Genomic DNA, 18,320 nt, shown 5'->3' on the forward strand with positions numbered 1-18,320 from the left:
AAATATGGGGAAAAAGCGAGTATACGAATTAGCCAAAGAACTGAACATTCCTAGCAAAGACGTACTTAATAAAGCGAAGGAAGCTGGCTATGACGTCAAGAATCATATGTCAACTTTAGATGAAACACAGGTGACTAAATTAACGAGTCAATTAAAGCAAAGCGTTAGTGCGGCTAAATCAGTTGCGACTAAACCGACAACTAAGTCAACAGTTAGTCAACCTGTTGTAGCTAAACCGGTGACTAAACCAGCTAAAACTAATGGATCAGTTGCTAAAACTGAACAATCAGCCGATCGTCATGTTCAATCAACTAAGACGACCCAAGCTAATCATGCAACACCCAAGTCAGCCGCACACACTGACACGGAGCATAAGTCCCAGCAAGGCGGCAAAACTAAGATTAAAATCACGTCGATTCGGCGGCCGACAAACACGCAGTCAAACAATTCACGGCCAAACCGCAACAATCAAGGCCAACAACGTGATCAGCATGCCGGTCAAACCAACAATCAACATCGCACAAATGATCATCGCAACGTTAATGGCAGTCCGAATCCACGTGCTGCCAACAATAACCAACAACGGAACAACAACCAAAAGTCGCGTCCGCAAAACAGCAACAATTCACGCAACAATACACAATCGCGGCCAGCACCAGCTTCACGACCTGTAAATGCCGGATTGCGTCACTTGGAACAATATAAAGAACAAGCGGCACAAACTCAAGCTGACATTAAGCAACAACGTGAAAACGAACGTAAACGCCGCAATGAGAAACGTCGTCAAGAACAAAAGGCAGCTGCTGCCAAGAAGACAACAACGACTAATACTCAGGCAACAACAACGTCAAAACCTGCTGCTAAACCACAAGCGCGTCCTGCTACAAGTCAATCAGTTGCACCAATTCCAGTTCCGCAACCGACAACTGATACACGTAAGAGTAGCAACCGCTCAAATAATAATAACAATGGCCCTCGTCGTGATCGTTCGGCCGGCCCATCACAAACACCATTTAATCCTAATAACCGGAAGAAGAATAAGCGTAAGCAACGTGCGCAACAACGTCACCAGGTTAAAAAGGAAATGCCACAACGTAAGGATCGACCATTGCCAGAAACATTGGTTTATGCTGAAGGCATGAATGCACAAGACTTAGGTAAGTTATTACACCGCGAACCAGCAGAAATCGTTAAGAAATTATTCATGTTGGGTGTCATGGTTAACCAAAACCAATCCTTGGATAAAGATATGATTGAATTAATTGCGACTGATTATGGTATTAATGCCGAACAAAAAGTTGAAGAAGATATTTCTGATATCGATACAATTTTCAATGAAGAAGTTGAAAATAAAGCACATTTGGAAAGTCGTCCGCCAGTCGTCACAATCATGGGACATGTTGATCATGGTAAGACAACCTTGTTGGATCGTTTACGTCATACTCACGTAACAGCTGGTGAAGCTGGTGGTATTACGCAACATATTGGTGCTTATCAAGTTAAGCTTAATGGACGGGTGATTACTTTCTTGGATACACCTGGACATGCTGCCTTCACTAATATGCGTGCTCGTGGTGCCGATATCACTGATATTATCATCTTAGTTGTTGCTGCTGATGATGGTGTCATGCCACAGACAATTGAAGCCATTAACCATGCTAAGGCTGCCAATGCACCGATTATTGTTGCTGTCAACAAGATTGACAAGCCCGGTGCAAATCCTAATCATGTTATGGAACAATTAACTGAGTATGGTTTAATTCCTGAATCATGGGGTGGCGATACCATTTTCGTCGAGATTTCAGCTAAAATGGGAACGAACATTGATGAGTTATTGGAAATGGTCTTACTTGAAGCTGACGTTCTTGAATTAAAGGCTAACCCTGATCAAAAAGGTGTCGGGACAGTTATTGAAGCACGTTTGGATAAAGGTAAAGGCCCAGTTGCTTCGTTATTGGTTCAACAAGGAACATTACACGTGGGTGATCCAATCGTAGTTGGTAATACTTTCGGTCGTGTCCGTGTTATGACCAATGATCGTGGTCGTCGTGTTAAAGAAGCCTTTCCTTCTGAACCAGTTGAGATTACGGGGTTGAACGATGTACCGGATTCTGCCGATCATTTTGCTACTTTTGATGATGAAAAGACCGCGCGTTCAGCCGGTGAGGAACGTGCTAAACGAGCACAATTGGCAGAGCGAAACAAGTCTAATCGTGTAACCTTAGATAACCTCTTTGAAACAATGAAAGAGGGCGAGCTTAAAGAAGTCGACGTTATTATTAAGGCCGATGTTCAAGGTTCTGCTGAGGCATTAACCGGGAGTTTACAAAAGATTGATGTTGAAGGCGTACGCGTCAACATTATTCACTCTGCCGTTGGTGCGATCAATGAAAGTGATGTCACCTTGGCTTCGGCAAGTAATGCCATCATTATTGGGTTCAACGTTCGGCCAACACCGCAAGCTAAGGCACAAGCCGAGAGTGAAGATGTTGATATTCGCCTACACAATGTGATCTATCGTGCCATTGAGGAGATCGAATTTGCCATGAAGGGTATGTTGGAGCCAACTTACGAAGAGAAAGTTACTGGCGATTTAATTGTCCGCGAACTTTATAAAGTTTCTAAGTTGGGAACAATCGCTGGTTGTATGGTTAATACCGGCTTAATTCAACGTGATTCAGGCGTGCGCTTGATCCGTGATGGTATTGTGATTTACGAAGGTAAATTATCATCCTTGAAACGCTTCAAAGATGACGTTAAAGAAGTTCGTCAAGGCTTTGAATGTGGTGTCATGATTGAGAATTATAATGACATTAAGGTTGACGACGAAATCGAAGCTTTTGTTATGGAAGAAGTTCCTGTTAAATAGTTGGAGGTGTTCTCATGAAACATCGTGTTGGTCGTGTTGAACAAGAAATTCAGCGTGAAGTTAACGACATCTTACTCAAGCGAGTGCGTGACCCCCGAGTTGAGGGCGTTACGATCACAGGTGTTGATTTAACTGGCGATTTACAACAAGCCAAGATTTATTACAGTATTTTATCTAACAAAGCTAGTGACGTCGAGAATGCCCAAGCTGGTTTAGACAAAGCAAGTGGCTTAATTCGGCGCGAGCTTGCCGCTAGAATTAAAATTTATAAGATCCCTGAACTTGAATTTGTTCAAGATGAATCTGTTCGTTACGGTGAACGGATCGATGAATTAATTCGTAAGATGAACGCTCAGGATTAAAACTTTTCAAAAAAGCTGCCGACTAATGTCGCAGCTTTTTTTGTTGTCTGGAAAAGAAAACATCATTAAGTTGAAGCTGTCAGATATGATATACTAATTAGGATTGAATTGGAGGATTATCGATGAATGGTGTTATTCCCTTATTTAAACCAAAAGGTATGACTAGTGCTGGTTGTGTTTATCAGTTACGCAAGATTCTGCATGAACGTCGAATTGGTCACACTGGTACACTCGATCCTGATGTTGACGGTGTTTTACCGATTTGTGTTGGTCAGGCGACTAAATTAGTTAACCGGATTCAAGCAAGCGGCAAGATTTATCAAGGTGAAATTACCCTTGGCTTTGCCACGACGACTGAAGATTTATCTGGTGAGGAAATTGAACGGATTGCTTTAACCGCCGCCCCCTCTGAGCAAACAGTCGATGATTGTTTAGCTCAGTTTGTCGGCGCGGTTACCCAAATCCCGCCAATGTTTTCTGCAGTTAAGGTTAACGGTAAACGCCTTTATGAATATGCGCGTGCTGGCGAGACGATAGAACGTCCGAGCCGCCAAATTCAGGTTGACTATTTTGCGAGAACATCGCCTGTTATTTACCAAGCGGTTAGTCAAACCGCTACTTTTACATTTGAAGTGGGTTGTTCCAAGGGTACTTATGTCCGTACACTTGCAACTGATGTTGGTAGAAAATTGGCAATTCCTGCAGTAATGTCTAACTTACGACGTCTGAAAAGTGGCGGCATCACCTTGGACCAAACCGTGACACTGACTGAGATTGAAACCGCAATGGCAAATAATAGCTTAGAAAAAGTTATCCGCCCAATTGAAACGGTCTTAGCAGATTTGCCCAACTTGGATTTATCTCCAGAACAGTGGGAAAAAGTCCAAAATGGCGGGGCAATCACTGCCGCACTAACTGCATCAGAAATAACCTTGAGCTATCAAAATCACATCAAAGCAATTTATCAATCTAAAAAAACGCGATTAGGCAATTACGTCCCGGCGACGATGATGTTAACCAACGATTAATTTCACCAAGTTTAATCTTTAAGTTTGAAAGAAGGATTTGTTTTTGGAAGTTATCCCACTTAATTACCCTTTAGATTTAATAAAAATCAATACGAAACCTAAAGTCATGGCGTTAGGTTTTTTTGACGGCGTGCATTTGGGGCATCAGAAAGTGATTAAGACTGCTATTCAAATCGGTCATGATCAGCAATTACCCGTTGCCGTGATGACGTTTGACAAATATCCAGGCATTGTTTTTCGTCAGATCGAAGCTGCTCAATTCGAATATTTAACGACGTTGGAACGCAAGGCTGAACTATTGCAGGAATTAGGCGTAGATATCATGTATGTGATCAACTTTACGTCAACGGTTGGTCACTTGGCACCACAACAATTTGTCGATGATTATTTAGTCGCTCTGGGCACACAAGTCGTTGTGGCCGGCTTCGATTATACTTATGGTCAAAAAGATACGGCGAACATGCTAACGTTGCCTCAATACGCGCAGGATCGTTTTGAAATCGTGACAATTCCCGAACAGAAAAAGTTTACCGAAAAGATTTCGTCTAGTACCATTCGTCAAGCTTTAAATCGTGGTGATGTGGACCGAGCTAATGCCTTATTGGGCTATGTTTATCAAACAGACGGGATTGTTGTTCACGGTGAAGCGCGCGGTCGAACGTTAGGTTATCCAACAGCTAATATTAAAACGTTAGATACTGAGCGCTTACCAGGAATTGGCATTTACGCGACGGAGATTTTAGTGCAAGATCATTGGTATCCAGCGATGACGTCTGTCGGTCACAATGTGACTTTTGGTGATCACCGCCCAGTAACTGTTGAGGTAAATATCTTTGATTTTCACCAAGATATTTATGGCGAGACAATTAAGTTGCGATGGAATCATTGGTTGCGTGGTGAAGAAAAATTTACTGACGCCGATGCACTTGTTGCGCAGTTGACTGATGACGAGATTAAGAGTCGTCAGTATTTTAACTTGAAAAATAAGAATTAGAGGAGTCCGGTCATGAAACAGTCTGTTGGCGTTTATATTCACATTCCGTTTTGTGAACACATTTGCTATTATTGCAATTTCAATAAAGTCTTCATTCAGGGGCAACCAGTCGATGACTATTTGACCGCTTTGTTAAAGGAGATCAAATTATCACGGCAACAACATCCTGATACTGAGATTAAAACCATTTATATTGGTGGGGGAACACCGACTGCACTTTCGGCGACACAGTTGGCTTATTTGTTGAATGGGTTGCAAGAACTATTACCAATCGAACAAGTTGCTGAATTTACCGTCGAAGCCAACCCCAATGATTTATTGACCGGTGATAAGCTGCAAGTTTTACGAGAAAATCGTGTTAATCGCTTAAGTATCGGCGTCCAATCATTTAACGATGACGTTTTGAAAAAAATTGGACGGACTCATACAGCTGCTCAAGCTATTCAGGCCGTGCAAAATGCTCAGGCAGCTGGTTTTGATAATCTTTCTATTGATTTGATTTATCGGTTACCTGGTCAAGACTTGGTTGATTTCGGCAGAAGTTTGCAGCAGGCGTTAGCCTTGGATATTCCACATTATGCCACGTATTCCTTAATTCTCGAACAAAAAACGGTCTTTTACAATTTAATGCGCCGGGGTAAACTGCAACTGCCTTCACAAGATATGGAAGCAGACATGTATCAGCTTGCAATGGATGAATTTGCTAAACAGGGCGTGGCACAATATGAGATTAGTAATTTTGCTAAGCCTGGTTATCAGTCACAGCATAACTTAATGTATTGGCATAACCAGCATTACTTTGGCTTTGGCGCTGGGGCATCTGGTTATTTAAATGATACACGCTATCAAAACTTTGGCCCGATTAAGCAGTATTTAGCACCACTTGCTAAGAATCAATTACCAATTTTGATGTCTGAGAATATTACGCGTAATCAACAGATCGAAGAACAATTATTTTTAGGTTTACGTTTGAACGCTGGTGTCGCTAAGACAACCTTTAAGCAACGTTTTGGAACGGACTTATTGACCGTTTATCCAACCATTATTCCTAAGTTGATTAGGCAAGGATTATTAGCAGAAAATTCGCGATCCTATTATTTGACTGAGCGCGGACGTTTTGTCGGCAATGATGTATTTGCCGAATTCATGTTAGTCTAAAAACAGAAAGATCGTGTATTTAACAGCATGGGGTTTAAAATCCGATGCTGTTTTTGTTGGAACGTAGTGAGCAGCGCAGATTAAAATAGTGAGAACTCGAACTGTTGTGTTGTGGTTCTTCGCGCTTACGCAAAGGTTGCATACGGAGTGTAGCGAGTACCGTGAGGGAAAATAAATACTTTCGCTGGAACGTGGTGGACACTGCTTGAAGCCAATTTTTTGCAAAATTGTCTCCAAGACAGGTCTTGTAAGTAATAAATTACTAACAACAATTTCACCACTGCGCGGTATTTATTTTCCCTCACTATACAAGCAAGATGGTAACCTTTGCGCAAGCGCTGAACTGACGAGTGGTTGAATTATCTTCTAATTTTTAGAAGCACAAATTTGCGATTAAATCACACCATATCATCATTTTCGTCAGTGCCGGAGGAAAATCGCGGTCAGCCGCGGCATTCTTGTTGGTGGTTTACCACTTACAAGAAAGTTTGTATTTGAGACAAATCGATCTTTGATTTGGCTCAAATCAAACTCGCAGCGTTCCACCAGCGCATTTCCCGCAGGCACGAAGAAGCGCAATCATAGCAGTTTTAGGACTTAGTATTCAGAAGAAAGTTTATATTTGAGTCGAATTGGTTTTGATTTGGCTCAAATCAAGCTCGCAGTGTTCCATCAGCGTATTTTCCGCGGGCACGAACAACCACAGTACAACAGTTTTAGGGCCACCAGTTCAGTTTTATTTTGACACCAAAAATCACAATACGACAATTCAAAAGTCGAGCATCTGACCTAGTTGTTCGCAAGAATGAAGGCGGTCTAAGTCCCAAGCCTGAATTTAACATTTTTGGACAAAAAAGGTGGTGTTTCCTTGACTTTAAAGCCAACCATTGTTATATTTTATATTGTTGTTAGCACTCATAAGCATTAAGTGCTAAAAAAGAGGTGATGATCATGCCAACTAAACGTCAGGCACTGATTTTAGCAGAAATTGTCCGGTTATATAATGAAACTGGTCAGCCGGTTGGTTCGAAAACGTTGATGAATCAATTACCTATGCAAATCAGTTCGGCGACAATTCGTAATGAAATGGCCGCATTGGAAGAGGCCGGGTTGTTGATGAAGAATCATACATCATCAGGTCGGGTTCCTTCAACTGCCGGTTATCGGTATTATTTGGATTACTTATTACAGCCAAGTACCGTTTCACCCCAAACGTTTTCTGCAATTGCTCAAGATTTTAATCATGAGTATCATGAAATTAATGACATCGTTAAACAATCTGCCAATATCCTCTCAAATTTGACTAATTACACATCGATTTCCTTAGGGCCTGAATCTTCGGATGTAACGTTGACAGGGTTCAGATTGATTTCGCTTGGTGATGATCAGGTTATTGCTATCTTAGCAACGAGTATGGGCACCGTCGAGAGCCGTGTCTATCATGTTTCTCAAGATGTAAGCTCAGAAGATTTAGAAAGAGCAGTTCGGATTATTAATGACCAATTAGTGGGGATGTCGATGGTGCGAGTCAAACAACAGCTCAAGAGTGAAATTCCTCAGTTATTGACGCAGTATTTGCATTCAGCTGATGGCTTTGTTGATTTGTTTGGCGACGTTTTACGTCATGCTGCAACGGAACATTTCTACATTAGTGGTCGTTCCAATCTTTTAAACTTTGTGCAACCTGACGATTTAGATCGGCTGAAGTCGATCTATCAATTGTTGGATAAAGATTCAGTTTTACCTTCATTGTTGGATTTAGACAATGATGGGGTAACTACTAGTCAAGATAGTCCATTAGGGCCAATTTCGGTCAGATTGGGTGATGAATTCGACAATTCATTATTCAGCGATTACGGCTTGATTACTGCGAAGTATAATGTTGGTCATCATGGTAGTGGTGTCATTGCAATCCTTGGTCCAACTAGCATGCCATATTCACAGTTGATTGGGTTAATGCAGTTGTTCTCTGATGAACTCGTTAAAAAGATGTTTGAGTATTACAATAAATTTCATGATGATAGTTAATCGAAGGAGTGAGGAACAACTTGGCTAAAGAGATTGATAAAGACTTCCCATCAGAAAAAGATCCGAAGTTCGCGGAAAAAGAAGCGCAAGCAAAAGAAACATCTAAAGCTGCCCAGTCTGATCCAGACGCAACTAAGAAAGTAGTTGATCGACAGGATACGGCTGATTTAGATGAGCTACTAAAAGGTGATCCTGCAAAGCAGATTGCAGATTTAAAACAACAAGTTGCTGATCTAACACAGAAAAGCAGTGAACTTGATGACAAGTTTTTACGTTCCCAAGCAGAGATTCAAAACATGCACACGCGTCATCAACGAGAACGAGAAAACTTGCAGAAGTATGCCGCGCAAAAGTTGGCAACGGCAATCTTGCCAGTTGTTGACAATCTGCAACGTGCTTTGGCAGCTAATGCTGATAATGAACAGGCCCAACAGATTCACAAGGGTGTTGAGATGACGTTAGAACATTTCCAAACCGCTTTAACTGATAATGACATTAAGCCATTAGGTGAGGTTGGCGAAGTGTTCGACCCAACGAAGCATCAAGCCGTTCAGACCAGCGTTGCTGACGAAGATCACCCTGCGGATACGATCTCGCAAGTGTTACAAAAAGGTTATCAATTAAAAGATCGTGTTATTCGACCAGCAATGGTTGTTGTTGCAAAATAATTAAATTAATTTTTAAATAAAAGAGGTAAATAATATGTCTAAAGTTATTGGTATTGACTTAGGTACAACGAACTCTGCCGTCGCAGTTCTTGAAGGCGGCAAGCCCAAAATTATTGAAAATCCAGAAGGTAATCGGACGACACCATCAGTTGTTGCGTTCAAAGATGGCGAAATCCAAGTTGGTGAAGTTGCTAAGCGTCAGGCAATTACTAATCCTGATACGGTTTCATCAATCAAACGTCACATGGGTGAAGCAGGCTATAAGGTTCACGTTGGTGGCAAGGATTATACACCACAAGAAATTTCAGCCATGATTTTACAATATATTAAGAAGTTCTCTGAGGACTATCTTGGCGAGCCTGTCACAGATGCTGTTATTACTGTTCCAGCCTACTTCAATGATGCCCAACGTCAAGCAACTAAAGATGCCGGTAAGATTGCTGGCTTGAACGTTTCTCGAATTATCAACGAACCAACTGCTAGTGCTTTGGCTTATGGCTTGGACAAGAGTGACGCTGATGAGAAGGTGCTCGTTTATGACCTTGGTGGTGGTACGTTTGATGTTTCCATCCTTGAATTAGGCGACGGTGTCTTCCAAGTCTTGTCAACAAACGGCGATACTCGTTTAGGTGGAGATGATTTTGATAACAAGATCATTGACTGGTTAGTTGCTCAATTTAAGAATGCGAATGGCATTGATTTATCACAGGACAAGATGGCGATGCAACGTTTGAAGGACGCAGCTGAAAAGGCTAAGAAAGACTTATCAGGTGTTTCTCAAACTCAAATTAGCTTACCATTTATCTCTGCAGGTGCTAACGGTCCGCTTCATTTGGAAGAAACTTTGACACGTGCTAAATTTGATCAATTGACTGCTGATTTGGTTGAACGGACGAAGGTTCCAGTTGACAATGCGTTACGTGATGCTGGTTTATCAAATTCAGATCTTGACAAAGTTATTTTAAATGGTGGTTCAACTCGTATTCCTGCTGTTCAAGAAGCGGTTAAGAACTGGACTGGCAAAGAACCAGATCATTCAATTAACCCTGATGAAGCCGTTGCTATCGGCGCTGCTGTTCAAGGCGGTGTCATTACCGGTGATGTTAAGGATGTCGTTTTACTTGATGTGACACCATTGTCATTAGGTATTGAAACAATGGGCGGCGTCTTCACTAAGTTAATCGATCGCAACACGACCATTCCAACAAGCAAGTCTCAAGTTTTCTCAACTGCTGCTGACAATCAACCTGCTGTTGATATCCATGTGTTGCAAGGCGAACGGCCAATGGCTGCTGACGACAAGACTTTGGGTCGTTTCCAATTAGCTGACATTCCTGCTGCACCTCGTGGCGTACCACAAATCCAAGTGACATTCGATATTGACAAGAACGGTATCGTTAATGTTTCTGCCAAAGATTTAGGTACACAAAAAGAACAAAAGATTACGATCAAGAGTTCATCAGGCCTTTCTGATGAGGAAATTGACAAGATGAAGAAAGAAGCCGAAGAGAACGCCGAAGAAGATAAGAAGCGTAAAGAAGAGGTTGATCTGAAGAATGATGTTGATCAATTGCTCTTCCAAACTGACAAGACTTTAGGTGAACTTAAAGGCAAAGTTTCTGATGAAGAAATCAAGAAAGCTGAAGATGCAAAAGCAGCATTGAAGAAAGCTCAAGAAGCTAATGACATTGAAGATATGAAGACAAAACGTGATGAATTAAACACAATCGTGCAAGATTTAACCGTTAAATTATATCAACAAGCTCAAGAGGCTCAACAAGCTCAAGGCGATGCTAATACTGGTGATGCCAAACCTAACTCTGATAGCAAAGACAAAGGAAATGACGATACTGTTGATGGCGACTTTGAAGACCTTGATAAGGATAAGAAATAATCAGTTAAATCACTAGAATTGCAAAATTCAAAAAAATGGGGTTGGTGATAAGTAATCTTGTCCCGACCGCATTTTTATTTTGTAGTGTGGCATCAATCTCTGGAAAACGTCAGGCTGACTACGAAAAATCGTGCGAAAAACAACTGGCAACAGTGACTTTAAGCGTGAATCTCCTTGCGTTAGCACGCAATGATCTTCCCGTTTAAAGTCATGTTGCCAACCCGTTGTTCTCCGCACTCTGATTTTGCAAATTAACTTGTTTATGCTATCCTTTTCTCAGGACATTATTCGGCAGTAGCCGACAAGGAGGAACAACATGGCAGATAGGGACTATTATGACGTTCTTGGTGTCGGCAAAGATGCATCTGAGGCTGATATTAAGAAGGCTTATCGCCAATTATCAAAGAAATATCATCCTGATATTAATAAGGCACCAGATGCTGAGGCAAAATTTAAAGAAGTAAATGAGGCTTACGAAACACTTTCTGATTCGCAAAAACGGGCCTCATATGATCAATACGGTCAGGCCGGCATGGATGGTGCTGGTGGGAATCCATTTGGTGGCGGATACTCACAAGGCGGGCAGTATGGTGGTGGTTTTGGTGACTTTGGTGATATCTTTAGTCAGTTTTTTGGCGGCGGTTCACGTCAAGCCAATCCAAATGCACCGCGTCAAGGTGAAGATTTACAATATCGAATGGATTTAAAGTTTGAAGAAGCAATTTTCGGTAAAGAAACTAAGATTACTTATTCACGTAACGCAACTTGTCATACTTGTGGCGGCTCGGGCGCAAAACCGGGAACAAGTCCGGTTACTTGTCCGAAATGTCAAGGAACCGGGTTTATAGAAGTTGAACAACAATCACCACTTGGCCGTATTCGTTCACGTCAAGTCTGTGATCGTTGTGGTGGTAAAGGTAAGATTATCGAGAACCCTTGTGAGACTTGTCATGGTACTGGCAAAGAAAAACAACCGCACGAAATCAAAGTGACGGTTCCTGCAGGTGTTGAAGATGGGCAACAAATGCGTCTTGAAGGCCAAGGTGAAGCTGGTGAAAATGGCGGCCCTTACGGAGATTTGTATATTGTTTTCCGAGTACAGGCTAGTGATAAGTATCAACGTGATGGCGCTGAAATCTATTTGACGATGCCGATTAGTTTTCCCCAAGCAACCTTGGGTGATGAAATTAAGGTTGACACCGTCCACGGTCCAGTTAGCTTGAAGATTCCGGCAGGTACACAATCTGGTACTAAGTTCCGGTTACGCGGCAAAGGTGCTCCTCATTTGCGGAGTAAGCAAATGGGTGATGAAACAGTTACTGTCACTGTGACGACACCTAAGCATTTAAACGACAAACAAAAGCAAGCCTTAATGGATTTTGTCCAAGCTGGCGGCGATAAGATTGATCCGCAAAACAGTAATTTATTCACGCGTTTGAAAGATAAATTTAACAATTGAGCAAAACGAAAGTAGTTATGGTTAAAGCAGTTCAGCTTTTTTCATAGCTGCTTTTTTGTTATACTGGTTGTTGAGACTAAAAGGTTTGGTGTAAAGATGAATTTAGAAGAAATGAAAGCGCGTCAAACACATATCCGCAATTTTTCAATTGTGGCTCATATCGATCATGGCAAGTCAACAATTGCCGACCGTATTTTGGAGATGACCGATACAGTTGCCCAACGTGATATGCAAGCGCAATTGTTGGATAACATGGATCTTGAACGTGAACGCGGAATCACCATTAAATTAAACGCGGTTGAACTACATTACCAGGCCAAAAATGGCGAAACTTATATTTTTCACCTGATTGATACGCCTGGACACGTGGACTTTTCCTATGAGGTTTCCCGTTCATTGGCTGCCTGTGAAGGGGCAATTCTGGTGGTTGATGCGGCCCAAGGTGTCGAAGCTCAGACTCTGGCGAATGTTTATTTAGCGTTGGACAATGACTTGGAAATCTTGCCTGTCATTAATAAAATCGACTTACCATCTGCCGATCCTGATCGGGTCAAAAGTGAAATCGAAGATATGATCGGGATTGATGCGCAAGATGCCGTTTTAACCAGTGCCAAGGTGGGTACGGGTATTCCTGAGTTATTGGAACGGATTGTCAGCGATGTGCCAGCACCAATTGGTGATCTAAATGCTCCTTTAAAGGCGTTGATTTTTGATTCCGTCTATGACAGTTACCGTGGTGTTGTTTTGAGCATTCGTGTTTTTGATGGGGTGGTTAAGCCTGGTGATCATATTAAGATGATGCGCCATGATAGTGAATATGAAGTTACAGAGGTTGGTGTGATGTCGCCCAAAGCACTACAGCGCGATTATTTAATGGCAGGTGATGTTGGCTATTTAACTGCCGCGATTAAGTCTGTTCAAGAAACCGATGTTGGGGATACGATTACCAGTACGGATCAACCAACTGCAGAAGCATTACCAGGTTATCGTAAAATTACACCGATGGTTTATTCAGGGATGTATCCCGTCGATAATGCTAAGTACACCGATTTACGAGAAGCTTTAGAGAAGTTACGCCTAAACGATGCTGCCTTAGAGTTTGAGCCAGAAACGTCGCAAGCTTTAGGCTTTGGTTTTCGTTGTGGGTTCTTAGGATTGTTACACATGGATGTGATTCAGGAACGTTTGGAGCGAGAATTCGATCTGGATTTAATCATGACCGCACCATCGGTTGACTATCACATCGTGTTAACTGATGGTACTGAACAAACAATTGAAAATCCGGCTCAACTACCAGAAATGAGTTCGCTTAAAGAAATTCGCGAACCGTTTGTTAAAGCAGAGATTATGGTACCCAATGATTATGTTGGTGCTGTTATGGAGCTGGCTCAAAAGAAGCGCGGCGAATTTGTCACGATGGATTATTTAGACGAATACCGGGTTAACGTTACTTATCAATTGCCACTATCAGAAATTATTTATGATTTCTTCGATGATTTGAAATCCAGTACACGTGGATATGCCTCGCTTGATTATGAAATCAGCGGTTATCGGGCCAGTGAGTTAGTCAAAATGGACATCTTGCTCAACGGTGAAGCAGTCGATGCCTTGAGTTTCATTGTTCATCGCGATTTTGCTGCTGAACGGGGCCGCTTAATTGTTTCTAAGTTGAAGGAAGTTATTCCACGACAACAGTTCGAAGTTCCAATCCAAGCTGCCATTGGCACCAAAATTGTGGCTCGAGCAACGATTAAAGCCTATCGTAAAAATGTCTTGGCCAAATGCTACGGTGGAGATATCACGCGTAAACGTAAATTACTTGAGAAGCAAAAGGTTGGTAAGAAGCGGATGAAGGCGATTGGAAATGTTGAAGTACCACAAGAAGCCTTTATGACAATTTTAAAAATCAATGACGATGACATTAAAGGTAAGTGAAGTTTTAACAACGTTTAATGAATAAATAACTTTTTGAAATTTGCTATTTCTGGGGGGCAGCAGTTTTGAAAAAAAAGTTACGCATCGTTTTGATCGCTTTATTATTAATCATTGGTCTAACGCTGATTTTTAGGCAGCAGATCAAGGACGCGATTGTTGGTTACAACACGAATAATCGTCTAGCACAAATTGATCGCCAAAAAATCAAACAAGCTAAAAATGCGAAGGCTAGTTATGATCTCGATGCGGTTAGTAGTATCGACGCTCAACAAATTACCGCGGCCGCAACAGATGCTAATCTGGCCTACTATGGTAAAATCGCCATTCCGGCGGTCAAGTTGAAATTACCGATCGTTAAAGGTGTTAGTAAGTCGGCTCTAGCCACTGGTGCAGGAACAATGAAAGAGAACGAAAAGATGGGGGTTGGTAATTACGCGCTGGCCGGTCATCACATGATTAATCCTAATATTTTATTCTCACCAGTTACCAGAACTAAAGTTGGTCAAAAAATCTATGTGACTGATTTAAAACATGTTTATACTTATCGAATTGACCATAAACAAGTCATTATACCAACACGCATTAACATTATCAGTGATATTCCTGGTAAGAAGATGATCACCTTAATCACTTGCGCTGAATCAGGGACTAAGCGCTGGGCGGTTCAAGGAACGTTACAAAAGGTGACAACTGCTACCAAAAGTAAGTTAGCTATTTTCTAAAATATTGGGATTTCATAACGGAATTGGAGTTTTACGTTTGCAAGAACAATGGCAAAAGCCACAAGCAGTACAACCGCAACTTGTCACTAATTTAGCAGCACAGTTGGCACTACCCCAATCTGTGCTGTCTATTTTAGTAGCGCGCGGTTATGACACGGCTGAGAAAATTACACAGTTTTTAGATACCGATCTGGCTGATTTAACAACACCAGATCATTTCTATGATCTAGATAAGGCGGTTGCACGAATTGAAAGTGCCATTGAGCATAATGAGAAAATAACCGTCTACGGTGATTACGATGCAGATGGTGTCACCAGTACATCAATCATGGTTGAGGCTCTGGCGACGTTGGGGATTGAAGCGGCCTATTATATTCCCAGTCGTTTTACCGACGGCTACGGGCCTAATATGGACCGTTATCGCGAAATTGTCGCTGATGGTACGCAATTATTGATTACGGTCGATAATGGTATTTCTGGTGCTACCGAGGTTGCCTATGCACAAAGTCATGGTGTTGATGTGATTGTGACTGATCATCATGATCTACCAACTGAGTTACCAGCGGCTTTTGCCGTCGTTCATCCGCGTCATCCCCAATCAGATTGTAAATTTGGTTATTTCGCCGGCGCCGGCGTGGCTTTTTATTTGGCTTGGGGGTTACTCGGTGAATTGCCAGTTGAATTATTAGATTTGGTCGCTATTGGTACTGTCGCTGATGTGATGCCGTTAGTCGCAGACAACCGCATTTTAGTTGCTAATGGCTTGCAGCAAATGCGAACCGGCGAACGTTTAGGACTTGTTGAACTGGCAAAACAAGCTAAGCTAGATTTACAAGCCGTCACGGCTCACGATATTGGTTTCAAATTAGCACCGCGTTTAAATTCATTGGGACGAGTTAAAAGCGGCCGGCCAGCCGTTGACTTATTGACGACGTTTGATGATGAAACAGCCGCCAAAATTGCCGTAGAAACGGAACAGACCAACCAGCAACGACAAAAGTTGGTTCAAGATGTGATTGACAAAGTTGAAACACAATTAGCGACCACGACGACGCCACCAGCTTTAGTTATTGCTGGTGACAATTGGGCGGAAGGCGTTTTAGGGATTGTTGCCAGTCGCTTAGTTGATCAATATCATTGTCCGACGATCGTTTTGAGCATTGATCCAGAGACGCAACAGGCGAAAGGCTCTGGCCGTTCGGTAGGCGAGTTTGATTTATTTGCGGCACTTGATGACTTTCGCGCACAAATGATTAATTTCGGCGGTCACGCAGGCGCCGTTGGTTTAACAGTAGCTGCCGATAAGGTAACAGCGCTACGGGAACACTTAAGAACGAAAGCAACTCAGCAAGAGACTAAGGTTCAAGCAACTAGTCGCCAGCAAATCGATGTTGTTTATACGGCGGCTAATATTGACCAACTCACGGTTGAGTCGGTCACGGCAATCAGTGAAATTCTTGAGCCTTATGGTGAACACAATCCTGAACCGATTGTAGCGCTGCAAGATTTGCACTGGCAACAATGGCAGGCAATCGGGCAAACTAAACAAACGCTCAAAGGAACATTTAATAATGCTATTGGTGGGATTGCCTTTCATCAAGGCGATCTGGCCGCACAATTACAGACAGTTAACCGAGTCACGACGGTCGGTCAACTGGGGTTAAATCATTGGCAAGGTAAAACAACGGTTCAATTGCAAATTGAAGATTTTATTTTACCAGCAGTTGTCAAACCAGTTGCGCAACAAACTACAGTTGATTTAACAACACCAGCGCCAAAGTCGGCAGTTAAGCCCAGTCCTGACGCGGAATTGATTGATTGGCGTCAGAAAAAATTTGACCAGACGATTTGGCAAACACCACGACAATATGTTTGCTTTAACACTAAACTAGCAGATCAATTGGCGCAACGCTATACTGATTCGGCACGGATCACGACTTTGACTCAATTAGCAGCGGATCATCAAGATTTACTGTTCGTTGATCTGCCAACGGACATTCAATTGTTTACGCGTTATTTGAGTAGCACCAACGCGCGGCGAATTTATTTAATGTTCTATACTTCGCCGGCAATGAAAGAACGGCTACAGATGCAGATCCCTCAATTAAGAAATTTATTAAAAGAAATATACCAGCAGAAAACGATTTCGGTTTCTGAGTTAACACAGTTCGCCAAACATTGTCGCATTACCGTGCAGCAACTGCGTTTCGGATTAAGCGTGTTTTCTGAGTTGAACTTTGTTAAAATAAATAAGGAACAGATCACCGCTCAACCGCAAATGTCCAAACAGCAACTTTCTGACTCAAAGACTTTCATGAAACAACAAGCGTTGCAGAAGAGTTATCGTGAGTTAGCAGTTGGCGATTTGACGCAGATCAGGACGTTCCTTAAATCAAGTCAAGGTAGATAGGATGTAGATCATGGCAAATAAAGATTTTGATTTTTCGAAATATGTGGCTTCAATTCCAGATTTTCCAGAACCAGGTATTATTTTTCGGGATATTTCGCCATTAATGGCTGATGGTAAAGCTTATTCAGAGGCTACTGATCGGATTACTGACTTTGCTAAGACGCGTGGTACTGAAATGATTTGTGGGCCAGAAGCACGTGGATTCATTGTTGGTTGTCCAGTTGCTAATCAATTAGGTGTTGGCTTTGCGCCTGCTCGTAAGAAAGGTAAATTACCGCGAGAGACAGTTTCCGTTAAATTCCAACTTGAATATGGTGAAGCAGAATTATTCATGCACAAAGATGCGGTTAAACCAGGGCAAAAAGTGTTGATCGTTGATGACTTATTGGCAACTGGCGGGACAGTAGCTGCCACTATCGATTTAGTTGAACAATTAGGTGGCATCGTTGTTGGCGCTGCTTTCTTGATCGAATTAGAAGGGTTACACGGCCGCGACAAGATCAAAAACTACGATATTTTCTCATTACTTAAATATTAAGCAATTTAAAATCAGACCTAGATGAAAAGCGCGTTGGGTTTGCTAATCAATTTAGCAAGCTACGTTGATCAAACTTTTTGCAAATAAAAAATGCCGTAATTGAGATCAGCCAACATCAACACTATTTTTCACAACAAGGTAAAATAAAAAGGAACTGGGATTTTTTGTCCCAGTTCCTTCGTTATTTTAATTTGGCCGATCAATCAGATTTTTGCAGCATGTTCTGTTGTTGAAGTGAGCGGCATTAAACAAACT

Annotated in this window: 14 protein-coding genes; all 14 read left to right on the top strand. The window is 42.0% G+C overall.

Features of this window, described 5'->3' with window-relative positions:
* Nucleotides 1-4 precede the first annotated feature (4 nt).
* Complete coding sequence (gene infB / locus EKM65_RS00280; RefSeq protein ID WP_125604348.1) at nt 5-2,869, top strand: translation initiation factor IF-2; 2,865 nt, start codon at nt 5-7, stop codon at nt 2,867-2,869.
* A gap of 14 nt (nt 2,870-2,883) precedes the next feature.
* Nucleotides 2,884-3,231, top strand: a complete 348-nt coding sequence (gene rbfA, locus EKM65_RS00285) for a 30S ribosome-binding factor RbfA (protein WP_125604350.1) — start codon at nt 2,884-2,886, stop codon at nt 3,229-3,231.
* Nucleotides 3,232-3,353: 122 nt separating this feature from the next.
* Nucleotides 3,354-4,259 (top strand): tRNA pseudouridine(55) synthase TruB, encoded by a 906-nt coding sequence (gene truB / locus EKM65_RS00290; protein WP_125604352.1) that lies wholly within the window; start codon nt 3,354-3,356, stop codon nt 4,257-4,259.
* A 43-nt stretch (nt 4,260-4,302) separates the two neighbouring features.
* Nucleotides 4,303-5,253, top strand: coding sequence for a riboflavin biosynthesis protein RibF (ribF, locus tag EKM65_RS00295; protein WP_191987303.1), 951 nt, complete (start codon nt 4,303-4,305; stop codon nt 5,251-5,253).
* A gap of 12 nt (nt 5,254-5,265) precedes the next feature.
* Nucleotides 5,266-6,411, top strand: coding sequence for a radical SAM family heme chaperone HemW (gene hemW / locus EKM65_RS00300; RefSeq protein ID WP_125604355.1), 1,146 nt, complete (start codon nt 5,266-5,268; stop codon nt 6,409-6,411).
* A gap of 205 nt (nt 6,412-6,616) precedes the next feature.
* Nucleotides 6,617-6,769, top strand: a complete 153-nt coding sequence (locus tag EKM65_RS11095; protein WP_164506749.1) for a hypothetical protein — start codon at nt 6,617-6,619, stop codon at nt 6,767-6,769.
* Nucleotides 6,770-7,362: 593 nt separating this feature from the next.
* Nucleotides 7,363-8,439 carry a heat-inducible transcriptional repressor HrcA gene (gene hrcA / locus EKM65_RS00305; protein WP_125604357.1) on the top strand — a complete coding sequence of 359 codons (1,077 nt, stop codon included), beginning with the start codon at nt 7,363-7,365 and terminating at the stop codon, nt 8,437-8,439.
* A 20-nt stretch (nt 8,440-8,459) separates the two neighbouring features.
* Nucleotides 8,460-9,107: a nucleotide exchange factor GrpE gene (gene grpE / locus EKM65_RS00310; RefSeq protein ID WP_125604359.1), complete on the top strand. Its 648-nt coding sequence runs from the start codon at nt 8,460-8,462 to the stop codon at nt 9,105-9,107.
* Nucleotides 9,108-9,141: 34 nt separating this feature from the next.
* On the top strand, nt 9,142-11,001 hold the full coding sequence (gene dnaK / locus EKM65_RS00315; RefSeq protein ID WP_125604361.1) for a molecular chaperone DnaK: 1,860 nt from the start codon (nt 9,142-9,144) through the stop codon (nt 10,999-11,001).
* A gap of 316 nt (nt 11,002-11,317) precedes the next feature.
* Nucleotides 11,318-12,460 (top strand): molecular chaperone DnaJ, encoded by a 1,143-nt coding sequence (gene dnaJ, locus EKM65_RS00320; protein ID WP_125604363.1) that lies wholly within the window; start codon nt 11,318-11,320, stop codon nt 12,458-12,460.
* 96 nt (nt 12,461-12,556) lie between these two features.
* Complete coding sequence (lepA, locus tag EKM65_RS00325) at nt 12,557-14,395, top strand: translation elongation factor 4 (RefSeq protein WP_125604365.1); 1,839 nt, start codon at nt 12,557-12,559, stop codon at nt 14,393-14,395.
* Between the two features lie 65 nt (nt 14,396-14,460).
* On the top strand, nt 14,461-15,117 hold the full coding sequence (locus EKM65_RS00330; protein WP_125604367.1) for a class A sortase: 657 nt from the start codon (nt 14,461-14,463) through the stop codon (nt 15,115-15,117).
* A 37-nt stretch (nt 15,118-15,154) separates the two neighbouring features.
* Nucleotides 15,155-17,527, top strand: a complete 2,373-nt coding sequence (gene recJ / locus EKM65_RS00335; RefSeq protein ID WP_125604369.1) for a single-stranded-DNA-specific exonuclease RecJ — start codon at nt 15,155-15,157, stop codon at nt 17,525-17,527.
* A gap of 10 nt (nt 17,528-17,537) precedes the next feature.
* Complete coding sequence (locus EKM65_RS00340; protein ID WP_125604371.1) at nt 17,538-18,065, top strand: adenine phosphoribosyltransferase; 528 nt, start codon at nt 17,538-17,540, stop codon at nt 18,063-18,065.
* The last annotated feature ends 255 nt before the right edge of the window (nt 18,066-18,320 follow it).

The organism is Lapidilactobacillus bayanensis (assembly GCF_003946695.1).
Taxonomy (GTDB): domain Bacteria; phylum Bacillota; class Bacilli; order Lactobacillales; family Lactobacillaceae; genus Lapidilactobacillus; species Lapidilactobacillus bayanensis.